This is a genomic window from Flavobacterium buctense (genome assembly GCF_014486695.1).
Lineage (GTDB): Bacteria > Bacteroidota > Bacteroidia > Flavobacteriales > Flavobacteriaceae > Flavobacterium > Flavobacterium buctense.
The window spans coordinates 17,827-44,136 of the sequence record NZ_JACTAB010000003.1 but is presented as its reverse complement, the minus strand read 5'-3'; the positions used below and the strand labels follow the sequence as shown (position 1 = coordinate 44,136).

The 26,310-nt window shown below is 37.4% G+C and carries 18 protein-coding genes; 7 read left to right on the top strand and 11 right to left on the bottom strand.

Going from position 1 to position 26,310, the window contains the following annotated elements; translation table 11 throughout:
• Window positions 1–14 precede the first annotated feature (14 nt).
• From ICG50_RS06025 to ICG50_RS06010, 4 genes are all read right to left on the bottom strand, one after another.
• Window positions 15–476, bottom strand: coding sequence for a sensor of ECF-type sigma factor (locus ICG50_RS06025; protein ID WP_187660012.1), 462 nt, complete (start codon window positions 474–476; stop codon window positions 15–17).
• Window positions 477–480: 4 nt separating this feature from the next.
• Window positions 481–894, bottom strand: a complete 414-nt coding sequence (locus ICG50_RS06020; RefSeq protein ID WP_187660011.1) for a hypothetical protein — start codon at window positions 892–894, stop codon at window positions 481–483.
• A gap of 30 nt (window positions 895–924) precedes the next feature.
• Window positions 925–1,467, bottom strand: a complete 543-nt coding sequence (locus ICG50_RS06015; RefSeq protein ID WP_187660010.1) for an RNA polymerase sigma factor — start codon at window positions 1,465–1,467, stop codon at window positions 925–927.
• Window positions 1,468–1,528: 61 nt separating this feature from the next.
• The gene (locus ICG50_RS06010) at window positions 1,529–2,635 is read right to left on the bottom strand and encodes a transcriptional regulator (protein WP_187660009.1); all 1,107 of its coding nucleotides are present in this window, start codon (window positions 2,633–2,635) and stop codon (window positions 1,529–1,531) included.
• Window positions 2,636–2,729: 94 nt separating this feature from the next.
• Between ICG50_RS06010 and ICG50_RS06005 the strand changes: the two genes are divergently transcribed.
• The gene (locus tag ICG50_RS06005; protein WP_187660008.1) at window positions 2,730–4,337 is read left to right on the top strand and encodes a class I SAM-dependent methyltransferase; all 1,608 of its coding nucleotides are present in this window, start codon (window positions 2,730–2,732) and stop codon (window positions 4,335–4,337) included.
• A 1-nt stretch (window position 4,338) separates the two neighbouring features.
• Here ICG50_RS06005 and ICG50_RS06000 read toward each other — a convergent pair whose 3' ends face one another.
• Entirely contained in the window at window positions 4,339–4,527 is a 189-nt protein-coding gene (locus ICG50_RS06000) for a hypothetical protein (protein WP_187660007.1), read from the bottom strand.
• A gap of 77 nt (window positions 4,528–4,604) precedes the next feature.
• On the opposite strand from ICG50_RS06000, the gene ICG50_RS05995 reads away from it, so the two are divergent.
• Entirely contained in the window at window positions 4,605–4,988 is a 384-nt protein-coding gene (locus tag ICG50_RS05995) for a pyrophosphohydrolase domain-containing protein (protein ID WP_187660006.1), read from the top strand.
• A gap of 343 nt (window positions 4,989–5,331) precedes the next feature.
• Here ICG50_RS05995 and ICG50_RS05990 read toward each other — a convergent pair whose 3' ends face one another.
• The 5 genes from ICG50_RS05990 to ICG50_RS05970 all read right to left on the bottom strand — a co-directional run bounded on the left by ICG50_RS05990 (window position 5,332) and on the right by ICG50_RS05970 (window position 16,505).
• Window positions 5,332–8,622 carry an amidohydrolase family protein gene (locus tag ICG50_RS05990; protein ID WP_187660005.1) on the bottom strand — a complete coding sequence of 1,097 codons (3,291 nt, stop codon included), beginning with the start codon at window positions 8,620–8,622 and terminating at the stop codon, window positions 5,332–5,334.
• Window positions 8,623–8,783: 161 nt separating this feature from the next.
• Window positions 8,784–13,127 (bottom strand): DUF7619 domain-containing protein, encoded by a 4,344-nt coding sequence (locus tag ICG50_RS05985; RefSeq protein WP_187660004.1) that lies wholly within the window; start codon window positions 13,125–13,127, stop codon window positions 8,784–8,786.
• 252 nt (window positions 13,128–13,379) lie between these two features.
• Complete coding sequence (locus ICG50_RS05980) at window positions 13,380–15,053, bottom strand: amino acid permease (protein ID WP_187660003.1); 1,674 nt, start codon at window positions 15,051–15,053, stop codon at window positions 13,380–13,382.
• A gap of 80 nt (window positions 15,054–15,133) precedes the next feature.
• A complete protein-coding gene (locus ICG50_RS05975) occupies window positions 15,134–15,508 on the bottom strand; it encodes a DoxX family protein (RefSeq protein ID WP_187660002.1) in 375 nt (124 codons plus the stop codon).
• A gap of 97 nt (window positions 15,509–15,605) precedes the next feature.
• Entirely contained in the window at window positions 15,606–16,505 is a 900-nt protein-coding gene (locus ICG50_RS05970; RefSeq protein ID WP_187660001.1) for a DUF4349 domain-containing protein, read from the bottom strand.
• Between the two features lie 215 nt (window positions 16,506–16,720).
• On the opposite strand from ICG50_RS05970, the gene ICG50_RS05965 reads away from it, so the two are divergent.
• From ICG50_RS05965 to ICG50_RS05950, 4 genes are all read left to right on the top strand, one after another.
• A complete protein-coding gene (locus tag ICG50_RS05965; protein WP_246448725.1) occupies window positions 16,721–18,004 on the top strand; it encodes an anthranilate synthase component I family protein in 1,284 nt (427 codons plus the stop codon).
• Window positions 18,005–18,025: 21 nt separating this feature from the next.
• Window positions 18,026–19,336 (top strand): tRNA lysidine(34) synthetase TilS, encoded by a 1,311-nt coding sequence (gene tilS / locus ICG50_RS05960; RefSeq protein ID WP_187659999.1) that lies wholly within the window; start codon window positions 18,026–18,028, stop codon window positions 19,334–19,336.
• On the top strand, window positions 19,336–21,321 hold the full coding sequence (locus ICG50_RS05955) for a protein-disulfide reductase DsbD family protein (protein WP_187659998.1): 1,986 nt from the start codon (window positions 19,336–19,338) through the stop codon (window positions 21,319–21,321). Before tilS ends, ICG50_RS05955 begins: the two co-directional genes overlap by 1 nt.
• Before the next feature lie 99 nt (window positions 21,322–21,420).
• The gene (locus ICG50_RS05950; protein ID WP_187659997.1) at window positions 21,421–23,193 is read left to right on the top strand and encodes an Ig-like domain-containing protein; all 1,773 of its coding nucleotides are present in this window, start codon (window positions 21,421–21,423) and stop codon (window positions 23,191–23,193) included.
• 48 nt (window positions 23,194–23,241) lie between these two features.
• On the opposite strand, the gene ICG50_RS05945 is transcribed toward ICG50_RS05950, so the two are convergent.
• Window positions 23,242–23,766: a DUF7935 family protein gene (locus ICG50_RS05945; RefSeq protein ID WP_187659996.1), complete on the bottom strand. Its 525-nt coding sequence runs from the start codon at window positions 23,764–23,766 to the stop codon at window positions 23,242–23,244.
• Window positions 23,767–23,908: 142 nt separating this feature from the next.
• Here ICG50_RS05945 and ICG50_RS05940 point away from each other — a divergent pair, with 142 nt between their 5' ends.
• Entirely contained in the window at window positions 23,909–26,239 is a 2,331-nt protein-coding gene (locus ICG50_RS05940) for an ATP-dependent helicase (RefSeq protein WP_187659995.1), read from the top strand.
• The last annotated feature ends 71 nt before the right edge of the window (window positions 26,240–26,310 follow it).

Genomic DNA, 26,310 nt, shown 5'->3' with positions numbered 1-26,310 from the left:
GCTCTCTTTTCCTTTTATCTTTTAGGTCTTTTATCACGGTATTGTTGCAATAGTTTTCGATTGAACCCTTCTTCGGCTTTTTTGAGTTTCAAAATTTTGACCGATGAAATTACCCCTTTTAAACTCGCCACAAACTTTTTTCTGGCTTGGTGCAATTCCTCTTCGGTGCTTTCCATTTGGGCCAAAATAGTAGCGGCTTCTTTTTCGGATAAATTATCGAATGATTCTTCGTCAATTCGGTCCATATACCCTTTTAGTTTTTGTTTTCTGATTTCGTGTTGTTTTTCTTCAAACGCGTTGTATAAAGGCCAAAATTTAGCGGCTTCATCTGAAGTTAAAGACAATTCATTGGTAATATAAGCTACTTTCATTGCCTTGATTTGCTCTTTCTTTTCCTTCAATAAGCGACCGCCTTGGGCAAAGGAGTTTATTGAAAAAAGCATAACGATTACGAGGAGTATTGGTTTGATTTTCATATCTTTAGTCTATAATGTATTGTTCTAAATCAGTGTTGTTTAATAGAATATCTTCCACAGCTTCATCTTCCAGATTCAATTCTAATTTCATTTTTTCCAAATCTTCTTTGTCTAATAAATCGGCAATTTCATCATCAGATATCGTAGTGTGATTGTTGATGTAATCTTCTAAAGCAACCGCATCAACTTCTTCCGATGACGTTGCATAATTAGTATAAATCGGAACAGATAACAACATTACAACTACGGCTGCCGCAGCATAATACCAAGTTTTTCTTCGGCTGAATATCGAAATTACTTTTGGTTCTTCTTTATTAAGTTGGGTTAAAACTTTGTCGGTAAACGAATCGAAGTAGCCTTCAGGCATTGTAAATCCTTGGGTAATCTTTGGTTCGTTATCTAGTTTAAATGGTTTCATAATCGTTTGACAAATTTAAGGCTATAAGGTTTAATTCTTAGTTATAAAATCTTCAATTTTTTTCACTGCATGATGGTAAGAAGCTTTTAAGGCACCAACAGAGGTTCCTAAAATCTCCGATATTTCTTCGTATTTTAATTCTTCAAAATATTTCATTTTAAAAACCAACTGTTGTTTTTCGGGCAACAAAATGATGGCTTTTTGAAGCTTGATTTGAATTTCATTTCCGTCAAAATAGTCGTCAGCTTTTAAATTTTCTACTATTTTGGTTTGCATGGCTTCACTGGTTGTGCCGTTTCGTTTGGCTTTTTGATTGATAAATGTGATGGCTTCGTTCGTGGCAATTCGGTACATCCAAGAAAATAATTTACTATCGCCTTTGAAACTTTTTAGGTGTTGAAAGACTTTCACAAACGTATTTTGCAACACATCGTCGGCATCATCGTGGTTTAAAACGATATTGCGAATATGACTATATAATGGTCTTTGGTAATCCCGCAAGAGTTTTTGAAACGCCATGTTTTGCGTCGTCGGATCTAATAATTCCCTAATAAAATCCTTTTCTTCTTGCAAAGCGACAATTTAAGTGTTGGAATAAAGATTAGCGAAAAGGTTTAATATAGCCAAAAAAAAATTATGGTGTTTGACTTGGAATAGTAGTTGTTTCAGCAGGATCAGTTGTAGGAACTGTTGGCAAAACCGGGTTCGGAGTAGCAACCGGAGCTTTAGGAAATACCGGAATATGAATTTCGGTTATCCATTTTGACGGTTGTTTGATGTCGTCTATGGTTTTGATGTAAACCTCCGTATATTTTCCGGCAAAATTTTCTTTAAAACCGTTATCAGTAATATGTTTTCTGGCTTTTGCCCAAGCTTCTTGCGTATGCGAATAATCTCCGGTCAAAGTCGTTTTCAAACAAGTGAACGGAATAATTTCACCGGAAGTCACATCACTTCCTGAAGTCACAAATATTTGTTTAGTCGTTGGAACACATACCGAAAAAGTCACTATACCATTTGCCACATCATAAAGCTCGTATTGTACAAATGGTTTTCCGGCCATAGCCAATTGGTTCTTCTTAAAGAAATGAACCATTCTGGGCATCATTATTTTGATGTTTTTAGAAAGGCTTTTTATTTTGCAGGTAACGGTTTGTTTCAAACAATATCCGGAATTTCTTTGGACTATACCATTAACTTTAATGGAGTAAGTCTTCATTTCGTAATCTAAAGTTTTATCCAGATTTCTTAAGCTTTTTTCAAAAGCATCAGTTAATAGATTAGTCATTCCGCCACTTAAAAAGGTATTGATTTTGGTAAATAAATTCATTTTGCCGGTACTATAAATGGTTATTTTAGTGCCTCCGACAGTGTCTTTGAATTTAAAATTTAGGGTAGCCGTTGTACCGTTGAAATTTCCTTTTTGAACCAAACTGTCATTTTCTTTGACATAAAAAGTTTTAATGAAACCTTCATCATTGTCTTTTTGCCAAGAGAAATAGGCACCTGCGCCCATAGTTTTGGCAGGATAAGTAAAGGCAATGCCATGGTTTTTAGTCATCCATGAACCAAAGGTTTCCCAATTTTTATAATCGTTGACATAATCAAAGACGATGCTTTTCGGACTGTGAATGACCATGCTTTTAGAGACGGAAAAATCCCCTTTTTGAGTAGCAATGTAAACGGTAACGCCTATAAAAGCTAGTAATATTAGTAGGAATATATATTTTAGAATTCTCATCAGTCGATTTTTAGGTAACACAAAGTTAAGATAAAACATTTAACTTTTGATGTTTACCAATTGAGTATATTTGTTAGTATTCAAAGTATCATTTATGAAAACCAAAAGCGAACTTCGAGGGGTATTATTCAGACATTTAGACGGCATAACAACTGTTCCGGTAGCTTATTCACTATACAAGAAAGGGGTTTTGGATTATATTTTGGAAAAGCAAAAAGTAACCTTAGACGAATTGGTAGTGAGATTTAAAGCCAATGATGGTTATCTGAATGTAGCACTTCGAGTGTTGGCTTCACAAGGTTGGTTGGTTCAAAATAGTGACAATCATACTACTGAAATCACTTTTAGCATAAACGACAAAAGCAAATTGGCATTTTCATTGGTGCCGAAGTATGAAGGTGTTTTTGAACTGCTGCAATTTTCAGAGCATTTTCATCCGCGTAAATTTGAATTCGAACCATTTGAAATGCTCAACCATTTGTTTCAAAAATACAAAGCTAATTTTGGTATACAACTTTCAGACAACGAAAAAACCCGTTCAATTCAAGAACAAGTGTTATATCATATTGAAGGCAATTTAGTTGGTCCGACGATTGTAATGTTGGGAATGACCGGTATGTTTCACAAATATTTTATGGAAACTTCTTTCCGGCCGGAAGAATTTCACCAAAAACCCGAATGTTTTAAAGAGATTTTAGATTTTTTGACTCATTTGGATTGGTTTACCAAAAAAGGCGATAACTATCAATTCACGGAAACCGGTTTGTTTTATGCCAAAAGAGCAGCGGCTTATGGGGTGACGGTTTCTTACATTCCAACGTTGCGTAAAATGGACGAGTTGTTATTTGGCAACGCTTCGATTCTTCGCAATGTGGGCGAACACGAAACTGAACTGCACGTTGATAGGGAAATGAATGTTTGGGGAAGTGGTGGAGCTCATGCAGAATATTTTAAAATTGTAGACGAAATCATCATCGAATTATTCAACCGTCCGATTGCCGAGCAACCTAAAGGAATTCTCGATATGGGTTGTGGTAACGGCGCTTTTTTAGAGCATATTTTTGATGTGATAGAACGACAAACCCAACGCGGTAAAATGCTCGATGAACATCCGCTGTTTTTGGTTGGTGTAGATTATAATGAAGCTGCGTTGAAAGTCACTCGTGCCAATTTGATTAAAGCGGATATATGGGCCAAAGTAATTTGGGGTGACATAGGAAGACCACAATTATTAGCGGATACTTTAAATGAGGATTATAATATTGATTTAAAAGAATTGCTCAACGTTAGGACTTTTCTCGATCACAACCGCATTTGGACAGAACCTATTGCCAAAACTACTAATCGTATCAGCACATCAACCGGCGCTTTTGCCTATAGAGGAAAAAGAATTTTTAACAGTGAGGTAGAAGATAATTTATTGGAACACTTATTAAAATGGTCGCCGTTTGTGAATAAATTTGGTTTACTCATCATAGAATTGCATACCATTTCCCCGGAATTAACGGCTAATAATATTGGCAAAACAGCTGCAACAGCTTATGATGCAACACACGGTTTTTCGGATCAATATATTGTAGAGATTGATGTTTTACACAAAATAGCAGCGGAGGCAGGTTTGTTTTCGGATGACACCGTTTTTACCCGTTTTCCTAATTCGGACATCGCGACAGTGAGTGTGAATCTTTTTAAAGGGAAATAATTTAGTGCTTCATAAATACTTTTATCACAAATAACATGGCGATAAAAAGGATAAACGCAAGTAGGATTTTGTAACTTCCTTTGTATTCTTTATTGTGCAACGCTTTGTCTTTGCCATAAGCGTAATAAGCAGCAATTACGAAAGCAATAAAAAACAGCGCGGCGAAAATCCATTGACCAGTTGTGAACATTTGTTTCAAATTTTCAACAAAAATACTCAAATGTATTGTAAAGTGATAACTTGCAGTATCAATTAATTTAGTTAAAAATGCAAAAACAAATCAACTCCGTAAAAGAATTTCACACCGCCTTTGGATTGGGTGTAAGCTACGAAATGAAAGGCCATTTAGGTGAACAGAAAAACCTGTTGCGCTTCAATTTAATGAAAGAAGAAAACGAAGAATACCTCGAAGCAGTTCAGAATGACGATTTGGTAGAAATTGCCGATGCTTTAGGTGATATGCTTTACATTTTATGTGGAACCATTTTAGAACATGGCTTGCAACATAAAATTGAAGAAGTATTTGACGAAATTCAGAGAAGTAATATGAGTAAACTAGGAGAAGACGGCAAACCAATTTATCGCGAAGATGGCAAAGTGATGAAAGGCCCGAATTATTTTAAACCGAGTTTTGAGGCGATTTTGAAATAGTTAGTTTTTTTGCAATTTATCTTAAAAATAAAAAATAACAACCTATCCAAACAACGATAAAGAATACTCCGGGATATACTATCGTTTTCAAATTTTTTTTTAAATCTTTTTTTACAAGTGCGAGGTAAAGAACATAAACGCCAAATAGAAAAATCATAATAACGGGTATAAAAATTCTCATAGCTTAAATTTTTTATGAATTTTAGTTTTAATCGAAATTATTTAGATTAATCTTTGTTGGGTTATTTTTAAAAACCTTTTCACAAATATAAGTAAAAACAGTATAAAAAACTCCGAGTTTCCTCGGAGTATTTTTTTTGACAATGGTATTTAAACAATCCTCTTAATTATGAATGGCGTCACAGCAGTGGTGTTCCATAAAACTTTCTGTTTCTTCGTGCCATGGGAATGCAGCGTTGTATTTATTGGTTTCCCAATAAAACTTTTGGCGAGTTTTAGGCTCGTTTCCTTCTTCGTTCATTGTTTCTGAATTGTACATTCTGCCGTTGGCAATCGTATAACGGAGTGTAGTTGAGTTTTGAATATCGTCTAGAGGATTTTTATCCAACACTAAAATATCGGCTAGTTTACCGATTTCAATTGAGCCAATGTCTTTTCCGGCTCCGATATAGTTGGCCGCATTGATGGTCGCGGTTTTCAAGGTTTCGAGGTTACTCATTCCGCCTTGGTTGATGCTCCATAATTCCCAATGAGCACCTAAACCTTGCAATTGTCCGTGAGCGCCCATATTTACTTTGACACCGCTATCGGCTAGCTTTTTGGCTGTTTTTGACGTTAGAATGTGGTCGTTTTCATATTCTTCTTCCGGTGCCATCGTACGGAAACGCGAACGAGAATCGATAATACTTCTTGGGGTGAATTGTAATAGTTTTTTGTTTTCATACACATTGGTTTTTTGGTACCAATAATACTCAGCATTCAAACCACCATAGTTTACAATCAGCGTAGGAGTATAGCCTACACCACTTTTTCCCCAAAGTTCCAAAACATCTTTGTAAACCGGTGTTACCGGTATGTTGTGTTCCACTCCTGTATGACCGTCAATCACCATCGTCATGTTGTGAAAGAAATTAGAACCGCCTTCGGGCACCACATTAATTGCTTCTTCGCGAGCGGCTTGTAACACTTGTTGGCGTTGGTCACGACGCGGTTGGTTATAACTCTTTACAGATAAGGCTCCGAAAGCTTTGGTGCGTTTTATAGACGAACGCGCATCGTCAAGACTATTAACAATCGCTTTAAAATCCCCGTCGGCACCATAAAGGATAAACCCGGTTGAGTATATTCTTGGTCCAACCAAGGCACCGCTTTTTACCATTTCTGAAAGGGTAAATATGGATTCGGTATTGGAAGACGGATCATGCGAAGTGGTTACGCCAAAAGCCAAATTGGCATAAAATTGCCAGTTTTGTTGAGTCGTCAATCCGTAACGGAAAGCGCCTACATGTGCGTGTGCATCGACCATACCAGGCATTAACGTTTTTCCGGTTAAGTCATACACTCGAGCATCGGCAGGAACGGTTACTTCACTTGAATTACCCACAGCTTCAATACGATTTTGGTTGATGATAACGGTTCCTTTTTCAATCACTTTATCGCCATCCATAGTGATGATGCGAGCGTTGGTTAAAGCAATTTTACCATTAGGTTTATCGACTTTAGAAGTCAATCCGATTTTGATTCCGCTATCCGTTGGTTTCTCTACTTTCTCAGGTGAACCTGGTAAGAAAGTAAAACGGTCTTTCAGTTCGTTTTCATAATAAGTATCGCCTAAAGTCCACATTACTTTTTGACTGTTGGTAGCCCAATGCAAATTGATCCCGGCATCTTTAGTCAATTCCGAAACCGGAACGGCAGTCGATTTGTTGTCTAAATCACTTTCCTGTCCGTTCCTATTTAAAGGCGCAACATAGGCTTTGTGCAAATGCATAAAGGCAATCCATTGGTTGTCGGGACTCGGTACCAAACGGTTGGCGTACTTTGATTTGATATGGGTTCTTTCGTCTTGACCGTTCAAATCCACACTTTTAAGTTCTTTGGTTAAATTGCCGAAAAACACACCACCGGTTTGGTAGAAAATCCGATTGCCGTCTTTGGTAAACAAAGGATATTGTCCATTTTCAGTAATGAATTTGCTTTTTCCGCCATTGGCACTCATAGTATAGATTCCTGGTTTTTTTGCAAAAGCCATGCCCTGATCGAGGTTACCTTCTTCTTTTAGGTACACTATAGTTTTTCCGTCGGGCGATAGGGAAGGCGATCTAAAGATGCCTTTTTCAGTAGTTAATTTCACAGAATTTTTTCCGTCTAAACCTACTTTTCTAATGCTTCCCAACTCGGTATCATTCCAAGTTACATAGAAGATGGTTTTGCTGTCGGCGGTAAAGGTGGGTTCGGCTTCAAAGTCGGAGCCGTTGGTCAATCTTTTTGGCGTTCCGTTGGGCAAACTTTTAGTCCAAAGGTAGCCTAAAGCTCTAAAAGCTAATGTTTTTCCATCCGGAGAAGTCACCGCATCGCGTATCATTTTTACGGTAAAGTCATTGTCAGAAATGGGTGTGTTAAAATGCACTCGGTCAGCCACGTCAATCGCCACATCGGAAGTAAATGGGATAGCAGTAGTCGATAAAGTTTTGGTATTAATTTTATTAATTTTTCCACCAAACCAAATCACTATGTCTTCATTATTCGGCATCCAATTAAAATTCGGATACACACCAAAAAGTGCCCAAGCCGTTTGCTGGTCTTTGTCGAGCTTGTCAAAAACCGGCCATTCTTCACCGGTTTCTATATCGTGTAAATACAAAACAGTACTTGTCCCAATTCTTTTGATAAAAGCTAATTTTTTTCCGTCAGGTGAAATTTGCGGACGAGCGGCACCACCTGGTCCTCCGGTAATGGTTTCGAGTTTTCCGGTTTCGAATTCGTATCGTTTGATGACATAAATTTCGTTATGCGGGTCTTTGTTGTATTGGAAAAAACCACCGGGATACATATCTTCACTGAAGTACATATATTTTCCGTCTCTTGAAATAGTAGGTTCGTTTACGTCTTGTTGGTCGTTTTTTCTTTTGGTCAATTGTACACCGCTTCCGCCACTGATATGGTATTGCCACATTTCTCCCGCACCGGCCGAACGTTGTGAAGTGAAGTTTTTTCTCCCTACCAAATAATTCCCGTTTGGCATCCAAGCAGGATTGCTCATTAAACGAAAGTCTTCTTTAGATACTTGCTTGGCATTGGTACCATCGGCATTCATCACCCAAAGGTTATCGCCACCACCGGCATCGCTGGTAAAGGCAATTTTCTTACCATCCGGACTAAAGCGCGGTTGGATTTCAAAAGGAATTCCGGAGCGCAACACTTTGGCTTTTCCACCGGTAGTAGGCATGGAATAAATATCGCCTAACATATCGAATACAATGGTTGTTCCATCCGGACTCACATCGAGATTCATCCAAGTTCCTTCGGATGTGGTGAAGTTTTGTGTTTTGTATTTGAAACTGTCTCCGGGTTTGGCAACATCCCATTTTGGGGGTTCTTGGGCTGTTTTATCCTGAGCGTTTATAGTTTTTAAAGACAGTGCAAGGAATAAAAAGGATAGTTTTTTATGCATGAGTTTTTAATAATTTGTATTGTATATAAAAGTAGTCAATTTAAAGGAAATTTAAATTATTGGTAATTGAATTTAATCCTTTTTTTTGAAAGGTATTGACAGGAATGCAAATAAAAAGGCGTGAAGTATTTTCACGCCTTTTTATAGTAGAGTTTCTTTACTTATTCAATGATTAATTTTTTATAAGCTTTTGTTTTATTCACAGTTTCAATGCTTAGAAGATAAACTCCTTTTGGCAGATTTGAAACATCTATGGTTGTGAGAGTTTCGCCGTTGACCTTATTCGATTTAATCATTTTGCCTAACAGATCAAACAAGATAACATTAGTAATCCCGTCGGTTGCATCGGACACGGTAATTTGTGTTGTATGATTAGCCGGGTTAGGGAATACTGTAAATGCATTGGTTTCGAATGAAGTATTATTTAATGCAGTTACAAACTCGGTGTTGAAGGTATTGGTGATAACCGGTGGATTGGTGTCAAAATATATTGCTGCGGTATTTGGAATTACGTCACCTATAGCAAATCCGGGTCTTAAACGAACTCTGAAGGTAACAAAACCTTTTCCGATTTCTGAACCGGCTATTGAAACCGGTAATTGAATATTGTTGAATCTCCATGTTAAATTGGCACCCATTCGGTCTAAAATGTAATTGTGACTGGCACTAATCATTTCAACTGAGCTTTCATCAATTTGATTGTTTAATTCATCGGTAATGGTAACATCAATAGCACTGGCATTTCCTAAATTTTCAAAACGAATGGTATAGTATAAATAATCATTGGCGGAAAATGATGAGTATAAAATTCGTTCCCCATGAGATTCTGTTTTATCATTAGGGTCATAGGCTGCAATTACACCTTGAGTTGATGTTGCATAGTTGTTGTTTAATACCGTTTCATTAGTATCCGGAGTAATAGAAGCGGTATTTGTTAGTAATTGGTTTAAGGCTACTGCAGGAATAGGCGGTACACTTAAGGTAACTATCATGCTTCTCGTTTCAAATGGCATCAAATTGGCATAGGTATATTGGAAACCTGTTGCTGTTTGAACAGTGCCGGATTGTGATATAGTACTAATGGTGGTTGCAGCATCTGCAGTATATTGAATAATGCCAGTAGTAATAGTTTGATTTCCTAAATTAGTGTAAACAATTTTATTCTTGTATGTAGTTCCGGCTCTAGGAGCGCTTAATGGGATGATATAAACAGCCACATCATTATAAGTCTGCACTATGGTTATAGGAAAATTATAAGTAGTTAATCCTGCTCCGGTGATAACATGAACATTTGAGTAAGAACTGTTGGTTAAGGAATACATTCCGGCATAAGAAGCATTTATGGAATAATTTAAATCGTATGTATTGTTAGCATTATTGTCATAAATAGTATAAGTTCCATTCGGAGAAGTAATATTGTGTACAGTCCCATTATTTATAGTGTATGTAAAATTACCTAAAGGAAAGTTGCTTTCGTTGGCTTCTTGTGTACCGTTATTGTTAGCATCAATAAACGCATTTAATCTTATTCCACTACAATCTATGGCTCCTTGTGAAGTGGCATTCAACGAAATTTTAATAAATCCGGGTTGATTGCTATAGTTTGTGGTCATGATCAAATAATACTGACCGGCTACTGCATTAGCAATAACAGGATATTCGGTTGAGCTTCCTGAAAAACTACAGCTTACAATTTGATTGGCTGTAAACGGTGTAGTACACGGACTTACCGGATCTGTAAATGGTCCATAAACTATATAATCTACATCTAAGTTTTGTCCCGAAAAATCAATAGCTGTATTTTGTTGTACGGTTAAATTCAGAGTACCATTGCTACTCACCGGAAGGTAAAACCAACTTGGATTAGGAGTTGAGTTCAAACATCCGTAATTATTTCCGGATTCCGCTTGAATATTTTGATGGGTATTATTGAAAGGAGTTCCTAAAGCACCACATAATGAATAGGCATTGATACAAGTACTAGACACACTGCAATTGCTGTTGATATTCAGCATTATTCGGTATAAATTGTCACAACCTTCAGCCATGGTTTCTCTGATGAAAACGGTTAAAGTGACAGTAGCAATACCAACGGTGTAAGCACTTGGGTTTACGATAGGATTAGTTTGAGCAGTTGCATCTGTTGCTGAAGTATAATAGGCTAATGTATTGGTAGTGGTTACTTGATTTGTTAGATTAAATACTACCTCGCCATCGCTGTTGTCATCACAAGCACTCATTGGTGTTAAAGTTACTAACGGATTGGTGTTTTGAGCGGTAATGGTGAAAATAAAATGTTGTGATTGTTGATTGGCGATATTAGTTAATCGGGCAATAATGCTTATGGTGCCCAGATTAAAGCAATAAGGTGACGCTAATGGATTTGTTTGATTATTTGCATCGTCTACTGTTAAATAATAGGCAACGGTGTATTCAGCAGGATTTAGTCCGGCTAAGATTGGTGCATCATTGTCAGTTAAGTTAAAGCAATTTAAAGCATTTGGATTACACTGCGTCATGTTATTAGCCTGACCGTTTGATAAAGTACATTGTGCTGTAGTAAATGTTAATGAAGAATTCCACGAACCTACCGTAGTACCATTATTGCAAGAAACTCTCGTATAAACGGTATAAGCAGTGCCACAAGTTAAACCTGTAATTGTAGTACTGTTACTAACCACAACCATACCGGCTGATGTACCTGTTGGTGCCGGAACACCAGAAGGCTGAACTAATAGTTCAATAACATTATCTGAAGTTATTGTATTAAATATCGTCAAAGTAACCGATGTCTGACTTGTGTTTTGAGAAAGCGCTAATTGCAGTTGATTGCCACAACTTGAAGTTGTAAAAGTAACGTTACTCCATAGGCTACTTTCATTAGCATTACAAACACTTCGAATATAAGTTCTGTAAGTGGTTGCCGGATTTAGATTTGTAATTACAAATGGATTATTGGTTGTAAAAGTACCTATACTAGTGGCCGTAGGCGCAGGATCAGTAGCCAATTGTGTGATTATTTCCCATTGTGTCGCGCTGCTGTTATTTACCCAATTCACTGTGGCGTTAGTAAAACCTATATTAGAAGCACTTATATTGTAAACTGCCGGACAAACTGGAGCGGGTTGACAAATTACATTGGCTTCCCACCCGGCTCGGTTGACTGAATTGTCACTTCTGAATCGGAAGGTTAAACAACCGTCAGGAGCGCTAGAAGTAAATGGACCCGGGATTGCAGTTCCCCAATAACCGCCTGCTAATCCGCCTGGCACATTGGCAGCACCATTAGAACTGGCAAACAAAGGTGCTGTTATTGTATTCCCATTGAATACATACAAAGCATCCCAATTGACTTCGGTATTAAAGTTCAAAAAGGAAACGGAAACAACATCACCCAGATTTGATGGGCAAATAGTAGTGGTGGTGTCTGAATTATTATTGTAGTTTGATGTTGGTCCGCCATTGTCAAAAAATAACCCACCACAAGTAGGTGGCGCAATTGGTGCTGAAAGTGTTACTGTATTGGAAGCAGTCCAAGAACTCAGCAATCCGTTTCCACAATCATTACGAACATAAACAACATATTGACCGGATGCTAAATTAGAAATAGTAATGGTGCTCGAAGTTGTAGGAGTTCCAACTGTATTACTATTAGGACTTGTGCCTTGAGGCAACACTATATATTGTATATTTTGATTGGAACCGGTAACAGTTGCGGTTACCATACCGCTATTGGTTGCAACATTGAAATCTCCAGTGGCTATAATCGAAGTTGGAATAGCACAATTGGTTCCAGGTGTTCCGATGGTTAATGTACTTGAAGCTATCCAATTACTGTAAAGTCCGTTACCACAATTGGTTCTGACATAAAAACGATAAATATTATTAGCGGCTAATCCTGAAACAGTAAACGGATTTGTTGTAGTTGGTGTACCAACTGAGTTGGCTGTAGGCGCGGCTACTGAGGCCAGTTGAGCAATATATTCCCATTGTGTAGCTGTGCCGACACCATTCATAGTGATGGTGGCGTTAGTTCCTCCATTTGGATTGCTTCCAACCCCGGTTACAGCTATGCTGGTTGGTGGGAAACAAACGGTTGTAGAAGGAATGGTTGTACTACAAGTAATAGTAGCATTCCATCCCGCAGCATTTACTGAAGTGTCTGAAGTAAATTCAAAAAGTAAACATTGTCCCGGTTGTGTAGTTGATATGTTGGCCGGAATGGCTGTACCTGAATAGGTTTGCAATAAAACCCCGTTGAGATAAACTTTTAGAAAATCAAAATTATTTTCTAAAGCAAAACTGGTAAATGTTACCGTTATGTATTGATCTGAACTTGTTGGACAAACTTCATAAAGTTGCGAAGCATTATTGAAGTAATTACTATTAGAACCTCCCGGATCTGTAAATGGCATGTCACAAGTTAAAATGGTAGTGTTTTGTCCAAATGATGGAATACTGCTTAAAATAAGAGTAAGAACTAAAAATAGTAATGTTTTTTTCATGAAATTGGTTGGTTTTGACAAACAAATATAATTGATTTTTAATTACTTAAATAAAATTTGGTTTTATTTTTTAAGAGTTAGTTTTGTGTTTATTAATACATACTAATGAATATACAGCAGCATTGAATTTAAAAATGCAACCACTGCAGTTCATGTTATGTAAACAAAGTATCACCCACAAATAATGTAGGTGGTCTTTTAAAAAAAAAACAGGGGTTTTATTAGCTCTTTATATTAATCAAGCAAAGAGTCTTAATTTTTGTTGAGCTTACTGTTTTTGTAACCGTAAATAAAATAGAAGAATAAACCAATAACCAACCAAATGCCAAACCATTGCCAGTTAGAAACGGCCATGCCGGTTAGTAAATAACAACAGGATATCAGTCCGAGTAATGGAATCAATGATAAGTTTTTAAGATAAGCTAGTATTGCCATTACAATACAAAGTATTATAAAGACAACCATAGGTGCATTCTCTGCAAAAAAGTTATCAGAATAACTGAAAGTATTCGGGAAGAAAGTCGGTAAAAAGTATTGTACCGCTCCAAAAGCTCCCAAACAAATCAACGGGAAAATATATTTTGAATTGATGTAAGGAATACGGAATTTACCTTTCGTAGCGCGTTCGGCAAGTTCGGCTTCGCTTTGAGGAGACAACATCAATACACCTCCACAAACCAAAACGAAAGCAAACAGTGTTCCTATACTCGTAAAGTCGAGTACAAAGTTTTCATCGGTGAAAAATATCGGAATACCAACTACCAATCCGGTTACTATTGTGGCGAATCCCGGCGTTTTGTGTTTTGGGTGGATTTCGGCGAATTTCTTTGGCATTAATCCGTCACGACTCATCGTCATCCAAATACGAGGTTGTCCCATTTGGAATACCAGCATTACACTGGTCATAGCCACTACAGCCGCAATCGAAACGATGAACAACATCCATTTTACGCCTTTCAGTGCAAATATTTCTGCTAACGGATCGCTTACGCCAAGTAAGTCATATTTCACCATTCCCGTTAATACTAAGGCCAAAACGATATAGATTACGGTACAAATTACCAACGAATAAATCATCCCACGAGGCAAATCGCGTTGCGGGTTTTTGCTTTCTTCCGCTAAAGTCGATACAGCATCAAAACCAATATAAGCAAAGAACACAGCCGAAACTCCGGCCATAACACCACCAAAACCATTAGGCATAAACGGCGTCCAATTGTCAATGTCGACATACATTGCCCCTACAATAATGACTAAAATGATAATAGCCAATTTAATATAGACCATGAAATTACTAATGTTTTTAGACTCTTTCGTGCCTTTGTAAACCAAATAAGTAATCAAGACATTAATCATAACCGCCGGTAAGTCAAAGATAATTTTTAGGCCACCCAAGGTTGGTGCACTATTCCAAGCGGTTAATCCTTCCCCAACTTTATTAGAAACAAAAGCATCTTGTGCCGATTTGTAGTTGATGGTTAGCCATTCGGGGATGTGTAAGTGAAAGGTTTCCAGTAAATTGGTAAAATAACCACTCCAAGAAAACGCTATATAAATGTTTCCGATGGAATATTCCATGAGCAATGCCCAACCGATAATCCAGGCAAATAATTCCCCAAAAGAAACATAAGCATAAGTATAAGCACTACCGGAAACCGGAACTCTTGAGGCAAATTCGGCATAACACATGGCAGTAAAACCACAAGCCACCGCACAAATAATATACAAGAAAACCACACCCGGTCCGCCGGAGAAACAAGCATTTCCAATGGCACTAAAAGTACCGCCACCAATAATGGCTGCTATTCCGAAGAACGTTAAATCTTTTACTGTAAGTACTTTATTTAAGCCGGAATGTTCTCCATCACCACCTTCTTTTAAAATAGCTGAGGTCGATTTTTTTCGGAACAGATTGGATAATGACATGTTTTTTGAGTTGGTTATGTTAAGTAAAAAACAAATATAAGATAAGATAACAAAAACGTCCCGATTATCGGGACGTTTTTTTATGGAGTAAAGACTGTTTTATAATTGTTCCAATAGCGCCAAATCATAAACAAATTGCCTAGGAAGAGTAAGGCCGCTATAGGTAAGGTTTCGGGCGACATAAAATAATTGATCAATAAAATATTCAAGGTTACCGGTAAAATAACAATGTTGGCTAAGGTTACATACCTTCCAATTACATAGGATAGGCCACATAACAACTCAACAGCTTTGGCTAACGGAATCAAATAAGTAGAAGCTACTAAACCGGTATTAAAGGCTTTAAAATCTCCGGTTGTAACAGGTTCAGGTGCTAATTTTAAGAAGAAACTGATTGAGGCAAACAGTAAAAATAATCCAATAAGAACTCGAATAACAAGGGTTGCGATTTTCATAATTGTTGAAGTTTTATGGTTGGTCTATCAAAGTTAAACAAAAAAATACCAAAAGCCGAAACTAATGGTATTTATTTAAGGGTCAATTATCTAAGGGTTATTTCTTGATAAATCGCTTGTATCCGAGATAACCTAAACCTCCAATTAAAATCAACGCCCAAAGTTGCGTCACAAAAGCAAGAATGCCTTCCAACATAAACCAGCCGGTTTTTAAACTGTCCCAAATTTGCAAGCTAATATGCGGTCGATATGCATTGCTGTTTTTTTCATTGTAAACCAACTCCTTTTTCACGGTTTCTCTTTGGTACAAATACAAAGTCACGGTACTAAAGTTCACTTGGTCTTCTAACGATAAATTCTTAATGATTTGCTCATCGCTTTCAGTTTCGCGGTCGAGTACTTTGTCTTCGGCGTTGGTGATGTCGTTTATCTTTTTGCCTTTGGTATCAATGCCTTTTTCTAGGCGTTGTTGGCTTTTGGTCAACCGTTTTTGCGCTAATTTATTCGACAACAATTGCAAAGCCACATCATCCGCTTTGATCAATCGACTGTCGAGGAAATCCACTTCTTTGGCTAAGGAAGTTAATACGGTGTCCAATTGTGTATTCGGAACGCGAAGCGTAATTGTGTTGTCTACAGTGAATTTGGTCGTTTCCAAAATGCTGTCCTGACTTACCTGAGTTTCGTCGTGTTCGTTGACCGTGCTTTTTAAATCGGTAAAGGTTACAAATCCACCGTGTTTGCTAACGATGTTTTCAATAGCATAAGTCGATTTAGCGACGTTTTTGACTTTGAATTTTAAATCGGCTGTTCGAACAAACTTTCGGTTAGATTCTTTTTTTTCTACCGCAGCGTTTGAGGAAGTAGTAGTTACCGCAGTGCTGTCGGCGGCAACATTCATTTCTGTAGCGGCATTATCTTCCGCTTCCGCTTGTTTGCATGCAAAGGCAATTCCTAATAGTAGTAATGCCAAACTCAGTTTTGATAAGTGTTTCATGTTTCATTCATTTTAAAAAGTTAGTAATAGTTACAATTCCAATACGTATTATTTTTTGAGCAGGTCGGAGTAGTTTTCTATCAATAGCTTTAAATGAATTACTGGTTAAATGTTATTTTTAGTCCTACTAAAAAGCGTGCCAAATTTTCGCCATTGTTCGTTCGTTCCGAGAATTATTTTTATCGTAATTTTGAATGCCATTAAAAACAGTTTCCTTGAGAACTATTATTACCCAAAAAATTAAGCAGACAGTAACCTTTAAAAGCCAATTATTGGCTTGGTCACAACAGTTTCGAGAAGTAGTTTTTTTGGATTCCAATGACTATCAGCAAAAGTATTCAAGCTATGATTGTGTCTTAGCTGTTGATGCTTTTACTTCCATAAAAACTGACCATCACAACGCTTTTGAAGATTTAAAACAGTACCAACAGCAAACTAAAGATTGGCTGTTCGGTTATTTGGCTTATGACTTAAAAAACGACACGGAAGCCTTGCAGTCTAAGAATTTTGACGGTTTAGATTTTCCGGATTTGTTTTTCTTCCAACCCAAGAAATTATTTTTGCTAAAAGGCGATGAAGTAAGCATTCATTATTTGCGAATGTGTGATGATGAAATTGACTTTGATTTCGAAGAAATCCTGACTTACCGACAACCGACAACCGACAACCGACAACCCAAAATAGAACAACGCATCTCCAAAGAAAGCTACATCGCCAAAGTCACCGAAATGCTTTCCCACATTCACCGTGGCGATATTTACGAGGCCAATTTTTGCATGGAATTTTATGCCGAAAACGCTAAGATTGATTCGTTAGATATTTATCAAAAGCTAAACAATATCTCGCATCCGCCATTTGCCGCCTACTTTAAAAACAACCACCAATATTTACTTTGCGCCTCGCCGGAACGTTATTTGAGAAAAGAAGATAACAAAGTCATTTCCCAACCGATAAAAGGAACGGCCAAACGTTATACAGACGAAATTTTAGACCTAAAAGCAAAAACCGATTTGGCCCAAAACCCAAAAGAACGTTCGGAAAACATCATGATTGTCGATTTAGTCCGAAACGATTTATCACACACTGCCACCAAAGGTTCAGTTGAAGTGGAAGAATTATGCGGCATTTATTCTTTTGAGCAAGTCCATCAAATGATTTCAACCGTCATTTCAACCGTTGATAATGTGACTTCACCCATAGAAATTCTCCGAACGACTTTCCCTATGGGCAGCATGACCGGCGCACCAAAGATTTCCGCCATGAAAATCATTGAAGAACTCGAAGAAACCAAACGCGGTTTGTACAGCGGTGCTGTAGGTTATTTTACACCAACAAATGACTTCGATTTCAATGTCGTTATCCGAAGTATTTTATACAATGCTGAAAATGAGTATTTGTCTTTTTCTGTAGGCAGCGCTATTACTTCGCAAGCGGTTCCTGAGCTAGAGTATGAAGAATGTCTGCTGAAAGCTAAAGCAATGTTTGAAGTGTTAAAATAGAAATAATTATTACTTTTGAACATGCTGATAAAATTCCGAAATCATATTGACAATAACCTTCCTTTTTTAAATGGGAAGAAGCTTCTGTTGGCAGTTAGCGGCGGCATTGACAGTATGGTTTTGATAAACTTATGTTACCAACTAAAACTCGATTTTGCCGTAGCGCATTGTAATTTTCAATTGCGTGGAAGCGAAAGCGATGAAGATGAAACCTTCGTTAAATCTCAAACTGAAAAATTACAAGTTCCAATATTCATTCAGCGATTTGATACTAAAGCTTTTGCTGAACAAAATAAACTTTCCATTCAAGTGGTCGCGAGAAACCTTCGCTATGAGTGGTTTTATACGCTTTTGGCCAATCATAATTTCGATTATATTCTAACCGCACATCATCTTGATGACAGTTTGGAAACGTTTTTAATCAATTTTACTCGTGGTTCAGGAATTGAAGGTCTGACCGGAATTCCTAAGCAAAATGATAAGATTGTCCGACCTTTATTAGCATTTTCACGCTATGACATTGAAGCTTTTGCCAAAGAAAATCAAATCACTTGGTGCGAAGACAGCAGCAACTCTTCAGATAAATATTTGCGTAACAAATTGCGCCACGATGTGATTCCGATACTAAAAGAACTGAATCCGAGTTTACTATCGTCTTTTGAAAATACAATTAACCATTTGAAACAAACCCAATCCTTGGCACAAGATGCGACTAATAATTTGTACCAAAAAGTAGTCAGTGAAGAAGAAAATCACACGGTTATCGACTTACCAAAGTTGCTAAAATACCGAAATTACAAAGCCTATTTGTTCAATTGGTTGCAACCTTTTGGCTTTGCCGATTGGACATCGGTTTATGATTTAATCAACGCTCAATCCGGGAAGCAAGTCTTGTCAAACACGCATATTCTCTTGAAAAACAGAGACTCTTTGTTGTTGTTTCCAAAGCAGAATGTAACCGGAGATGAAGTGTTTTGGGTGCAAAAAGAACAAACCGAAGTTAAAATTCCCTTAAAACTTTCTATTTGTAACGTAAGTGACATTTCGGTTCAATCAACTAATACTATCTTTGTCGATGAAGACAAGCTGCAATTTCCGTTAACGCTTCGACGTTGGCAAGAAGGTGATATTTTTCAACCTTTTGGCATGACCGGAACAAAGAAATTGAGCAAGTATTTCAAAGATGAAAAGTTCTCTTTGCTGGATAAAGCCAATATTTGGTTACTCTGTTCCGATGATAAAATTGTTTGGATAGTAGGGAAAAGGCAAGATGAACGGTTTAAAGTTACCGAAACAACGACTAAAATTTTAAAAATAAACTACACTGAGTAATGAAGAAAGCACTATTTTTTCTTTTGAGTTTTTTGGCTTTCGCCAATGCTAATGCCCAAATGACTAATCCAGTAAAATGGACGACCAAAGTGGAGAAAATCAACGACACCGAATTTAATTTGGTGATGGAAGGAAAAATCGAAGACAATTGGCATGTCTATTCTCAATTTACTCCGGAAAATGGACCGTTGGCAGCCGAATTTAAATTCAAAGACACCAAAGGCAATTTTGAATTGATAGGTAAAGTCAAAGAAAGTCCGTATAAAAAACAATACAACGATATTTTTGAAGTCGATGAATATTACTTCGAAAAAAAGGTAACATTTACCCAAAAAGTTAAGATTATTAATCCGAAACTAACCACCATAAAAGCCACGATTGATTACCAAGTTTGTAAAGAAGTTTGTATCAATCAGGATTATGCTTTTACTTTTCCATTACCAAAGATTTCCACAGCCAATCCTGAAGTGGTTGTCTCAGTTGACACCACAAAAACGGATACCGTAAAAACGGTAAAAGAAGAAGTCAAACCAACCGCTGTGTCGAAAGATGTAACCCCAAAGAAAGAAGAAGATAGAGGTTTGTTAACGATTTTCTTTTTGGCTTTTCTTGGTGGCTTTGCGGCTTTGTTAACACCTTGTGTTTTCCCGATGATTCCAATGACGGTGAGCTTTTTTACCAAACAAAGTAAAAATCCCGGTCAAGGCAAACGCAACGCTATTTTATATGGGCTTTCCATTATTGCGATTTATGTGGTTTTAGGATTAGCGATAACGGCTATTTTTGGTGCTGATGCTTTGAATGCTTTGTCTACCAATCCTTGGTTTAACTTGTTTTTCTTCTTGTTATTACTTGTTTTTGCTGCGTCATTCTTAGGTGCTTTTGAAATCATGTTACCGAATTCTTGGGCGAATAAAGTAGATAGACAAGCCGACAGAGGTGGTATTATAGGTATTTTATTTATGGCTTTAGCCTTAGCTATTGTTTCCTTTTCGTGTACCGGACCAATTGTTGGAACGCTGTTAGTAGAATCGGCTTCTAAAGGTGGCATTGCGCCCATTGTTGGTATGCTAGGTTTTTCTTCTGCATTGGCATTGCCCTTTATGTTGTTTGCGATGTTCCCGAGTTGGTTAAATTCATTGCCAAAATCAGGCGGTTGGTTGAATACTGTTAAAGTGTCCTTAGGGTTTTTAGAATTGGCTTTAGCGTTTAAATTTTTATCCAATGCCGATTTAGTATTGCAATTGCATTTATTAGAAAGAGAAGTATTCTTAGCCATTTGGATTTCGGTCTTTGGCGTTTGGGCGCTTTATTTATTGGGCAAAATCACCACACCACATGACAGTCCGTTGTCCCATATTTCTGTCGGAAGATTATCTTTAGGATTATTGGTATTAGCTTTTACCGTTTATATGATTCCGGGGCTTTTTGGTGCACCTTTAAAATTAATTAGTGCATTCCCACCGCCACAAACATACAGTGAAAGCCCTAGAGGTTTTTTTGGAAACAGTTCGACTACAAAAGATGCTTTGCCGGATGGCGCCAAATTAGGCGAACACGACATAGTCGCTTTCACGGACTATGACAAAGGTTTGGCTTACGCCAAAGAGGTAAACAAACCAGTTATGATTGATTTCACGGGTCATGCTTGCGTTAATTGTCGTAAAATGGAAATTAATGTATGGTCTGACGAAAAGGTTTTGAGTATTTTAAAAAATGAAGTGGTTTTGATTTCCTTGTATGTGGATGAAAACATTGATTTGCCTAAAAGCGAACAATTTATCTCAAAATCTACCGGTTCAGAAATTGTAACGGTTGGTGATAAATGGACAGACTTTATGATTACGAAATACAAAACCAACACGCAACCACTTTACGTTTTAATCGATTTAGAAGAGCAAAACTTAAACAAACCGATTAGTTATACACCAAATATCAATGACTATTTGTCCTGGCTCAAAGACGGTGTGTCTAAATTTAAATAATTGGAATCCTGATGAAAATCAGGATTTTTTATGTTTTTTATTTTTCTGACGCAACCAAAAGTTCTTTTCCCTATCTTTAGTTAAACAAAACCTAACTTTATGAAAAAAATCCATTCCCTTTTGTGTATGCTGCTTTTAGTAGTTTCCTTTTCAAGTTGTGAATCTAATGACGATAACAACAATTCAGGTCCAAATGATGCTGCTTTTGCCGAAAACTTTGGTAATACGGCTTCTAAAGATTTTATCGGACAAATTGTAGATATTTACAATAATCCTATTCAAGGAGTAACCATCAAAATTGGTTCTTTATCCACACAAACTGATGTTAACGGTGTTTTCATTTTGAACGGTGCTGAAGTTTATGAACGTTATGCTCACATTACTGCAACAAAATCAGGCTATATTGATGGTTCACGTTCTATGGTGCCAACCTCGGGGAAGAATAATGTAAAAATAATGTTGTTACCCAATGATCCATTAGAAACCATTCAATCCGGAGTAACCAGTGAAGTGTCGATTTATTCGGGAACCAAAATAGTTTTTGACGGCGCTTTTGTAGATGCCAATGGAAATGATTATTCAGGAAGTGTTCAGGTAGCCATGTTTCATTTGACACCAACCGATGAAAACATCAGCAAATTAATGCCCGGAATGTTATATGCTCAAACCGAAACCAATGAGCAAGCAGTTTTAGAAACTTTTGGGATGATTAATGTCGAACTCAGAGGCAGTGCCGGACAAAAGTTAAATATAAAAGAAGGTCATACCGCTGAAATCACCATGCGTATAGACGATAGCCAATTGGCAACCGCGCCAAGTTCTATCCCATTATGGCATTTTGATGAAGAACGTGGTTATTGGAAAGAAGATGGCGTTGCTACGAAAGTTGGTAATAAATACGTAGGCGAAGTGTCTCATTTTTCTTGGTGGAATTGTGATGCACCTTTTCCGTTAGTTACCCTAACAGTTACCATAGTTGATGCTAATGGTAACGGAATTTCTAATGTTGGAGTAGGGTTAATAGCCAACGGAAATACATGGCCGGTAATGGGTTATACCAATAATCAAGGTCAAATTTCAGGATTAGTGCCTTCAAATCAAACTATAGTATTAAATGTTTATCCGGATTATTACGGTTGTAATTCGAGTAACATTATTTACACAACCTCTATCGGACCATTTAGTGCTAATACAACTTTGCCGAATATCGTTATAAACAATTCGTCTACGACTATGAGTTCAACTGTCGTAGGGAATTTAGTGAAATGTAATAATACCAATGTAACTAATGGTTATGTAATTTTAAATAGAGCCGGAGGTTATTCGGTTTCTCCCGTAACCAATGGTGCTTTTAGTTTTAATGAAATCTATTGTCCAAGTAATACACAATTTACTTTGAAAGGGTATGACATGGAGAACTTACAAACAACGGATTCTATAGCTTATAATTTTACCTCACCAATTACTACTATTGGTAATCTTCAGGCTTGTACAGCTGTGGATGAATTTATTTCTTACCAAGTTGATAATAACCCAACTGTATTTTTAATTCAAAGTGTTAACGGTGGTGCTTCCGGACAAGGAACTCCAAACACAAATGGATTCTATTTAAGTGGTTTTAATAATAATGATCAAAGCAGTATATATATTTGGGGAAGCACTAATGTTCCCGGAGTTTACACAACAGATGAATTTTCTATAGAAGGAGGCATTGGATATATATATTCTGGAACTACTAATACCCTTCAGTTTAATTTAAATCAGGTTGGTGCTGTTGGTCAATATATTGATATGACTTTCAGCGGTACTTATACCGATAGTAACGGTGTTCATACTTTAACCGGTGTAGCTCACGTTATTAGAGATAATTAGCCTAAAAAAAATTATAAAAAAAGCCTTCTACATTAGAAGGCTTTTTTGTTATCCTAAAACTTCACTGACTTCACTTTTCATAAATGCTAACGCCACATTCGTGGCGACTTCGTCCTGAAGCAAGTTACTCAGTATTTTTTCTCTTAATTTATCAGCATTAACAACCGTTGTGTCTGCAGTAGTTTTTCTAATGTTTTGAATGATGGTGTTTTTCGCCGTCATAATCATAGTCCAACATTCATCGGTAATATAGATTTGTTGAGTCAAGTTGTGCTCAAATTCTTGTTCGATATGGTGAATCAATAAATTTTGATAGGCTACTTTATCGTCGTTCAAAGGCGCGACTCTAATCAACAATTTTGCCGGATTGATGCGTTCCAAAAACAAAGCCATTCGTTCATAAGCTTGCAAGCGCAAGGGCAAAGCCTGTTTCTGATTCTCTTTCTGCGCTAACCAACGACGAGTATGCTGTTGGTCTTTAAAATAACTGTCAAATAAATAATAAGCCACACCGCCCGTAATCAAAGCCGGTAAGGTGTAAAAAGCTAACTCAAGGATTTTATCTGTACTCATGGTATAATCGACTAAAAATTGTTGACAAATATAAAGAAATACCCTTAAATCTGTATTGCAATTCAAGTTTAGTAATGCTAAATTTGTCCATTACAATATATAGCCTTAGAGCCTCAGAACCTTAGCCACTTAGTACCTAAAAATGCAACAATACATTTCCCAACTCAACGAAGCCCAACAAGCGCCCGTTTTCCAAAAGGATGGCCCAATGATTATCATTGCCGGCGCAGGTTCGGGAAAAACGCGTGTGTTGACGGTTCGTATTTCGTATCTGATGAGTTTGGGTGTCGATGCGTTTAATATTTTGGCCTTAACGTTTACCAACAAAGCCGCACGCGAAATGAAAAAGCGTATTTCGGATATAGTGGGAACCAACGAGGCTAAAAACCTTTGGATGGGAACTTTCCATTCGGTGTTTGCAAAGATTTTAAGAATAGAAGCAGAGAAGTTAGGTTATCCGTCGAACTTTACCATTTATGATACGCAAGATAGCGTTCGATTGATTTCGGCAATTATCAAAGAAATGCAATTGGACAAAGACATCTACAAACCCAAGCAGGTTTACAGTAGAATCTCTTCGTATAAAAACTCGTTGATTACCGTAAAAGCCTATTTCAACAATCCCGAATTGATGGAAGCTGATGCCATGAGCAAAAAGCCTCGTATGGGTGAAATTTATCAAAATTATGTCGAGCGTTGTTTCAAAAGCGGCGCGATGGATTTTGATGATTTGTTGTTGAAAACGAATGAATTATTAAATCGCTTTCCGGATGTGTTGGCCAAATACCAAGATAGATTTCGTTACATCTTAGTCGATGAGTACCAAGATACCAACCATTCGCAGTATTTGATTGTTCGTGCATTGTCGGATAGATTTCAGAATATTTGTGTCGTAGGCGATGATGCGCAGAGTATTTACGCATTTCGTGGTGCCAATATCAATAACATTCTCAACTTCCAGAAGGATTATGACAATGTCAAGACCTATCGACTGGAGCAGAATTATCGTTCGACGAAAAACATCGTTGAAGCCGCTAATTCGATTATCGATAAGAATAAAACCAAGTTGGATAAAATCGTTTGGACCGCGAATGACTTTGGTCCCAAAATTAAAGTCCATAGAAGTGTCACCGACGGCGAAGAAGGTCGTTTTGTAGCCGGAGAAATCTTCGAGCAAAAGATGCGCAACCAAATGATGAATGGTCAGTTTGCCATTTTGTATCGAACCAACGCGCAATCCCGTGCGATGGAAGATGCGTTGCGCAAGCGTGACATTCCGTACCGAATTTATGGAGGTTTGTCTTTCTACCAAAGAAAAGAAATCAAAGACGTCTTGTGCTATCTAAGATTAGTAATTAATCCGAAAGACGAAGAAGCATTGGTACGTGTCATCAATTATCCCGCGAGAGGAATAGGAGATACGACTGTCGAGAAATTAACCGTTGCCGCCAATCATTACAAGCGTTCCATCTTTGAAGTCATGGAGCATATAGATAAGATTGATTTGAAACTCAATTCGGGTACCAAACAAAAAATAGAAGACTTTGTCACGATGATTAAAAGTTTTCAGGTGATTAACGAACAGCAAGATGCTTTTGTCTTGACGGAACATGTGTGCAAGAAAACCGGATTAATTCAGGAACTCAAAAAAGACGCCACACCGGAAGGAATTGCTCGTATTGAAAACATCGAAACCTTAATGGGCGGTATTAAAGACTTTATCGAAGGACAAAGAGAAATTGACGGTGCGCGCGGTGCTTTATCTGAATTTTTAGAAGATGTCGCTTTGGCCACCGATTTAGACAATGATACCGGCGATGACGACAGAGTAGCATTGATGACGATTCACTTGGCGAAAGGTTTGGAGTTTCCGTATGTATTTGTCGTTGGGATGGAAGAAGATTTGTTTCCGAGCGCGATGAGTATGAACACGCGTAGCGAATTGGAAGAAGAAAGAAGATTATTCTATGTCGCTTTAACTCGTGCCGAACACCAAGCTTACCTGACTTATGCGCAATCCCGTTACCGTTGGGGCAAATTGACCGATGCGGAACCTTCGCGTTTTATTGAAGAAATCAAAGATGAATATTTAGAATATATTAATCCAATGGATCGTGGCGGTTATCAATATAAACCAAGCATTGATTTGGATATTTTTGGCGATATCGATAAGTCGAAATTGCGTTTGGCCAAACCGGTAACCGGAACGCCACCAAAAACTTACGGTGAGGAACCATTATCTTCATTAAATATTCGTAAATTGAAACCTGTATCAAGTCAGGCACCCGGAAATACTAACTTATTCGATAGTAAATTAACCGTTGGCAATACAGTAATGCACGAACGCTTTGGCAAAGGAGAAATTGTAAACCTAGAAGGTATTGGTGCCGATAGAAAAGCGGAAATCAAGTTTGAAGTCGGAGGCATTAAGAAGTTGTTGTTGCGATTTGCTAAGCTTGACGTTATAGGATAATTATTTTAAATTTTAAATTCTAAATTTTGAATGATTACAAAGATTAATTTATAATTCAAAATTTATAATTA

Coding starts and splice junctions, on each gene's coding strand:
- ICG50_RS05975 (WP_187660002.1), bottom strand. CDS start 15,508: ATGAAAATCGCAACCCTTGTTATTCGAGTTCTTATTGGATTATTTTTA.
- ICG50_RS05985 (WP_187660004.1), bottom strand. CDS start 13,127: ATGAAAAAAACATTACTATTTTTAGTTCTTACTCTTATTTTAAGCAGT.
- ICG50_RS06020 (WP_187660011.1), bottom strand. CDS start 894: ATGAAACCATTTAAACTAGATAACGAACCAAAGATTACCCAAGGATTT.
- ICG50_RS06005 (WP_187660008.1), top strand. CDS start 2,730: ATGAAAACCAAAAGCGAACTTCGAGGGGTATTATTCAGACATTTAGAC.
- ICG50_RS05980 (WP_187660003.1), bottom strand. CDS start 15,053: ATGTCATTATCCAATCTGTTCCGAAAAAAATCGACCTCAGCTATTTTA.
- ICG50_RS05940 (WP_187659995.1), top strand. CDS start 23,909: ATGCAACAATACATTTCCCAACTCAACGAAGCCCAACAAGCGCCCGTT.
- ICG50_RS05970 (WP_187660001.1), bottom strand. CDS start 16,505: ATGAAACACTTATCAAAACTGAGTTTGGCATTACTACTATTAGGAATT.
- ICG50_RS05990 (WP_187660005.1), bottom strand. CDS start 8,622: ATGCATAAAAAACTATCCTTTTTATTCCTTGCACTGTCTTTAAAAACT.
- ICG50_RS05945 (WP_187659996.1), bottom strand. CDS start 23,766: ATGAGTACAGATAAAATCCTTGAGTTAGCTTTTTACACCTTACCGGCT.
- ICG50_RS06000 (WP_187660007.1), bottom strand. CDS start 4,527: ATGTTCACAACTGGTCAATGGATTTTCGCCGCGCTGTTTTTTATTGCT.
- ICG50_RS05950 (WP_187659997.1), top strand. CDS start 21,421: ATGAAAAAAATCCATTCCCTTTTGTGTATGCTGCTTTTAGTAGTTTCC.
- ICG50_RS06010 (WP_187660009.1), bottom strand. CDS start 2,635: ATGAGAATTCTAAAATATATATTCCTACTAATATTACTAGCTTTTATA.
- ICG50_RS06025 (WP_187660012.1), bottom strand. CDS start 476: ATGAAAATCAAACCAATACTCCTCGTAATCGTTATGCTTTTTTCAATA.
- ICG50_RS05955 (WP_187659998.1), top strand. CDS start 19,336: ATGAAGAAAGCACTATTTTTTCTTTTGAGTTTTTTGGCTTTCGCCAAT.
- ICG50_RS05995 (WP_187660006.1), top strand. CDS start 4,605: ATGCAAAAACAAATCAACTCCGTAAAAGAATTTCACACCGCCTTTGGA.
- tilS (WP_187659999.1), top strand. CDS start 18,026: ATGCTGATAAAATTCCGAAATCATATTGACAATAACCTTCCTTTTTTA.